2 protein-coding genes are annotated in these 6,050 nt (G+C 58.6%); one reads left to right on the top strand and one right to left on the bottom strand.

All coding sequences use genetic code 11. The features are described 5' to 3' along the window. Positions 1–1,251: 1,251 nt before the first annotated feature. Complete coding sequence (locus PQR67_RS37970; protein ID WP_408467918.1) at positions 1,252–4,302, top strand: PAS domain-containing sensor histidine kinase; 3,051 nt, start codon at positions 1,252–1,254, stop codon at positions 4,300–4,302. A gap of 45 nt (positions 4,303–4,347) precedes the next feature. On the opposite strand, the gene PQR67_RS37965 is transcribed toward PQR67_RS37970, so the two are convergent. Beyond that, positions 4,348–5,892, bottom strand: coding sequence for a methyl-accepting chemotaxis protein (locus PQR67_RS37965; protein ID WP_408467917.1), 1,545 nt, complete (start codon positions 5,890–5,892; stop codon positions 4,348–4,350). Between the last annotated feature and the right edge of the window lie 158 nt (positions 5,893–6,050).

Below are 6,050 nucleotides of genomic sequence, written 5' to 3'. Positions count from 1 at the left end.
ATTCGCATTGGGCTTCACTCGCCCTGCCTCGGCCGCCATTGCTACTGGCCGCGGTACCGGCGACGGACTCTTTACAGTCCAGGAATGGCTGATGAATTCCCGATGGCAGAACGATAATCGCGTATTGAACTTTCTCTGCAAACAGATATTCGCCTTGAGTGATACCTTCTGTATGTAAGGGAAGCCTGCATTTCTCGTCAGGATGGTCCGATCAGGACTGCATCAGCAATGCTGCCAGATGGACAATTGCCATATCGGGTTGTCCCGCTTTCATTCTTTGGAAAACGTGTTCAAAACAGAGGCGTGACAGGAAACGTCGTCTGCATGAATTTATCGAAAAGTAATCTAACCGCCAACCGCAGCATCGGTGCGGGAAACGACAGAGAATCCGAGACTTTCACTTTGTCAGGACCGGCTCATTTGCCCAAGTGACCTTTGTCGCGCTCTCCCGATCGGCGTTGCCCTTGAACTTGCAAACGACTGAAAACGCCAGGTACTCAAGGTTCATTGTGTTCAGCGTTTCCTGCTTATTTTGTCAGGCAAGCCTGACTGTCCATCAGCCTTTATCTCGCAGTGCGAAGAGCCTTGAGAGTCAACCCGGCCGCAGGGCGACACCAACGACTGAAAGCTCAGTGGAGACTGCAATCGGGCGATCAAGCGACGAACGCGTCCCACGCTGGAATTCAAGCGTTTCCGCTATACCCGCATACTTCGGGCCGGCGCGGAACCGGTGAACATGACCGCGAAATGACAGATGAAGTGAGCTCACGGAACACGTCAGTCCACAGCTAATTAATCCTACGACCCCGTGAAATAAATAGTACTTCTCATATTGATCCTGTTTGCAGCCAGAAACGCCTCGGGGCCGCTGTCGTTGGTGACATAGCCAGTCGCATTCAGGCGCAAGGCGCGACAAGCGCCTTAGCCCCGTTGTGGAGGTTCAGAAAATGCCGGCAAGGCAGTCAGAACGCACAGAAATCGCACGACATGCTCCTCCGAAGCACAGGTAAGGAAATCCCTAAACCGGGAGATTTGACGTGTGACGCGTTCATCTTGACAGGGTACGTCACCGAAGACATCGGAGGGAAACAGGCAGGTACACTCGCCTTGGTGAGGTGGAGTTCGGCCATAACTTTCCGAGGACCTCCTGGAACGCAAACTATCTATAGAGAGGCGACCAAACCCTCTCCTATTCTAATGTCCATCAGAAGGCGCGATCGGCGTCATCCAGGAAGACCCGGCAGGCAGCGTATGAACGAATCCGTGCATGACCCGTTGACGGACACCCTGTTGAGAACGCTAAGAAAGCAAAATGCCGCCTTGCAACTGGACCTGGACAATCTGCAGCGGCAACTCCTGGAACAGAGACAACCATCGCATCTGACGAGCGTGGCACTCGACACGGCGCGCGAGGCCGTCTACCTGGCCGACGAGCATGGCCGCCTGGTCTATGCCAACGAAGCGTTTTGCCGCTCGCTCGGATATAGCGCGACAGAGCTGTCGCAATTGCGCATCCCGGATATCGATCCCACGTGGACAATCGAACGGAGCACATACCTTTGGAGCGAATTGCGCCAGAAGGGCGCACTCCTCTTCGAGACGAAGCACCGCCGCCAGGACGGCGACGTGTTGTCTGTCGAAGTCAGCGCGAGCCACGTCGAATACGGCGGACAGGAATACCACCTGTCATTGGCGCGAGTTGTCACCGAGCGGGCACGAGCGAAGCGTGCGCTATGGGAAAGCGAGCAGCGTTGCCGGCACCTCTTCGAGCATGTATCGGATGTGCTTCTTGTGGTCGAAGTGACCGCACAGGGACGCTTTCGTGGTCTCGAGATGAATCCTGCAGCGGCGCAGGCGTTCTGCATCCCAAGCGGAAAATTCATTGGAAAGTTCGTCGATGAATCGATCCCGAAGGCAACCGCCGACGTATTGTGCGACGCATACCGAACGTGCGTAGCGTCCGACATGGCTTGCGACGAAGAACTCGCGCTCGATCTACCTGGAGGACGCCGTCACTACCATGCCACGCTGATCCCCACGCGCGACTCATCCGGGCATATAGACAAGATCGCCGTCACTGCACGCGACGTGTCTGCCCACAAGCAAAGCGAAGCATTGTTGACCGCACGACTGGAACTTGAAGCCAAGTTCCGGGGATTGGCAGAAAGCTCGCTACACGTCATTTGCGGGTATGACCGGCAATGCCGCCTGACCTATGCCAATTCCGGGCTTTCAGAGCGACTCGGCAGACATCTGCAGGACCTGCTTGGCAAGACACCCACGGAGCATACGGTCGATCCGCAATATGCAAAGTATCAGACGCTGATTGCCGCGGTGATCGACACCGGGACAGAGCGTGAGTTTGAAATGATCGTACGGCGCACCAGCGGCGAAGCACGTCATCATCACATCCGTATCATGCCCGAGCGCGGATTCCAGGGGGACATCGTGGGCGCGCTGGCCCTTGGGCTCGACGTGACCGACCGCAGAGAAGCGGAGCAGCGGCTCCATGCGAGCGAACAGGCGTTTCGGGCCGTTGTCGAACATTCCCCTGACTACATTGCCCGCTACGATCTCGACTACCGTCGCGTATACGCCAATCCTGCGCTGTTAAAGCTGATGAACCGCCGTGCCGATGAAGTGATCGGCACCACGCCTGCGGAGTTGTCGATGTTTGTCGACGTACAGCAATACATGGACCATTTGCAGCGCGTCGCCGAGACGGGCCACGAAGTGACCGGAGAGGTGCTGCTCCATGATCTCTCAGGCCGGGTCCGCTGGGGCCACATGCGGATCGTTCCCGAGTTCGCGCCAGACGGTGAAGTCACGAGCATGCTTGCGATCAGCCGCGACATCGACGAACTCAAGCGAAGCGAGCAGCTCTTTCGCACCTTGACGGAAAATTTCCCGGACTTCCTCGCGCGCTTCGACAGCGAAGGCCGCTACCTCTACGTTAATCCCGGCCTCGCCCAAGCGTTCGGCATGCCGCAGGAGTCCTTTCTCGGCAAGACCCAGCCTGAGATGGCGCCGAACAATGAGGCGGGTCTGCACCAGCAGCTCGAGCAAGCGGTCAGGCAAGCGTTTGCCAATGGACAACCGAACGAGGTAGAGGCGCGCTTGCTAACGTGCCACGGCGCCTGCGTCTTCGAAGTCCGCTACGTTCCAGAAAAGGACGCCGAAGGCAACATCGTCAGCGTGCTAGGCATTGCGCACGACGTCACCCGCCTTCGCGCAATTGAATGCGCCTTGCGCGACAGCGAACGGGCGTTCCGGACTCTCGCGGAAAACGCGCCGGACCCTATCATCCGGTACGATCGGAACTGTCGCCGCACTTACGTCAATCCGGAGTTCGAGCGCGTTAGCGGTGCCACCGCCGGAGAATTACTGGGCCAGCGCGCGGGACGCATAGACGGTGTGCCACCCGAAGTCGCGCGGCGGTTCAGGGCAAAGCTGAAGAAGATCATGGCAAGCGGCGTGATAGCCAAATTCGAACTCGCGTGGACCCATGAAGGCAAGGCGCAGTGCTGGTATGTCCACGCTGTGCCAGAAAACGACGCACACGGGATCGTTCAGGGCGCGTTGACCGTCTGGCGCGATATTAGTGAGCGCAAGGAAGCTGAGCAACGGCTGTGCGAATCGTACGACTTGTTGCGTGAACTCACGTCGCGACGGGAAACGGCACGGGAGGAAGAGCGCAAGCGCATCGCACGCGAACTGCATGACGAACTTGGGCAGCAACTCACGGCGCTACGCATGGGCACGTCGACATTGCGGATCCGCTTTGGCCACGGCAATCCTGAACTCGCCGCACACGTGCAGAAAATACTGGCTCTGTCCGACAATACGATGCAGGTAGTCCGTGACGCCGTCGCCTCTTTGCGTCCCGCGGTCCTGAACGCCGGCATCGTCGCAGCACTGGAATGGCTCGCGGCCGAATTTTCGCGCAATGGCCAGATGGCGTGCCGTTTGCGCGTACCGCAAGACAATATGACCATTGCCGAGGAGCAGGCAATCGCACTGTTCCGGATCGTCCAGGAAGCCCTCACGAATGTCGCACGACATGCAGAGGCCAAACATGTGTCCATCACGCTGGAGCACAAGGGTTCGGATTGTCTGCTGGAAGTACGCGACGACGGCAAAGGATTTGACCCAGTGGCAGTCGGCAGACAATCTTTCGGGATTGTCGGAATGAGGGAGCGTGTGCTGATGCTCGGCGGCGAGATCAACGTTGCCAGCTCACCAGGTTGCGGCACATCCTTAGGGGTACGTTTTCGCATTCGCCACGCACCAATCACTTCGTGATAAAGATAGCTAAGGATTACTTTAGAAGTCACACAACAATGCACGTTAGTGTTGTCCAGCCACCCGGAATACCGCCACCACAGAACGCAGTCGCCCTGCCTGTTCGTCGAGCGACGCTGCGGCTGCGGCCGCCTGCTCCACCAGTGCAGCATTCTGCTGCGTCACTTCGTCCATTTGCGACACCGCCCGGCTGACCTGGTCAATGCCCGTGCTCTGCTCCTCCGACGCGGAGGTAATCTCGCTCATGATGTCGGTTACCCGGTGAATCGACTGTTCGATCTCGGCCATCCGGCCACCTGCTACCTCGACCAGCCGGGTGCCGCTGCTGACATTGGCCACTGACGCCTGGATCAGACTCTTGATGTCTTTCGCGGCCGCGGCGCTGCGTTGCGCAAGGGCGCGAACTTCGCCTGCTACGACAGCGAAACCGCGCCCCTCCTCGCCCGCCCGCGCTGCCTCGACAGCGGCATTGAGCGCAAGGATGTTGGTCTGGAAGGCAATGCCTTCGATAACCGAGGTGATCTCGGCGATTTTCTTCGACTCGCTCTCGATCTGTTTCATCGTCCCGACCACTTCCTGCACTGCGGAACCCCCACGCGCCGTGGCCTCGGTCGCCGCATTGGCGAGCCCGCTCGCCTGTTGTGCACTGTCCGCATTCTGCCTGACGTTCGCCGTAATCTGCTCCATGCTGGCGGCCGTTTCCTGCAATGACGCCGCCTGTTTCTCGGTGCGTTGGGACAGATCCAGGTTACCTTGGGCGATTTCGCCTGAGCCCGTCGCGATCGAATGACTCACCGACTGAATCTCGGACACGATGGCCGCGAGCTTTGACTTCATGTCGTTCAGCACGTACAGCAGGCTGCCCGGTGGCGCCCGTCCCACTTCAACGTCGATGGCCAGATTGCCGTCCGCGATTTGCGTGGCGATATGGGTCGCATAGGCCGGGTCCCCGCCGAGCGCCTTCTTCACGCCACGTACCGCGGCCCATGCGATCGCGCCAATCGCAACGAAGATGCCGGTTGCAATGGAACCCAGGACGATGACGAGCTTCATGAACGCTGCGTTGATATCGTCATAGAAGAAACCGGTACCGATCCACCAGTCCCAATCGGGTATCGCAACCACGCCTTGCAACTTCGGCTCCGGAGCCGCATCCGGAGTGCGCTTCACGAGTACGTCGACGAGCGCAAAATGCGAGGCCGCCATGCCCTCGCGATAAGCCTCGCTGTCGGTCAACCCTGTCGTGGTTTTATTGCCCTTGGCTCTCGTCCCGATGAACCGGGCGTTCGGGTGAACCAGATTCACGCCATCGGCCGTGGTGACCCAGTAGTAGCTTTTCGTGTTCGCGTTGAGTTGGGAGAGTGCGTCTTTGGCTGCCTGTTGGGCCTGGTCGTGCGTCAGCACGCCACGCGACTGCAGATCGCGGTAGTGATCGACAAGATGCTCGGCCTTCGTCAGAAGGATAACGATCTGCTCCCGTCGACTGTCGACAAGCGAGCTGCGCACAGTCTGAACGGCGGTTGCGGCAACGAGTACAACACCGAACAAGGCGGCGGCGACCAGGGTCAGCAACTTTGTAGACAACTTCATGCGAACGCCCCAATTTGGTAACTATTTGTGCATCTAACGGCATTCGCGACATGTTTCTTGAAGGCTACCAGGTGTCGCTACCGGCTGCGATAGCGACAGTCCAACCTTGCCTTGTGGCGGAGCAACGCTGCGCCGCCACGCTATACGCTTAGAAGCGA

Source organism: Paraburkholderia fungorum (assembly GCF_046026025.1).
GTDB lineage: Bacteria > Pseudomonadota > Gammaproteobacteria > Burkholderiales > Burkholderiaceae > Paraburkholderia > Paraburkholderia fungorum_E.
Note: the sequence above shows the minus strand (reverse complement) of the source record. Positions and strands in the feature narration are given on the sequence as shown.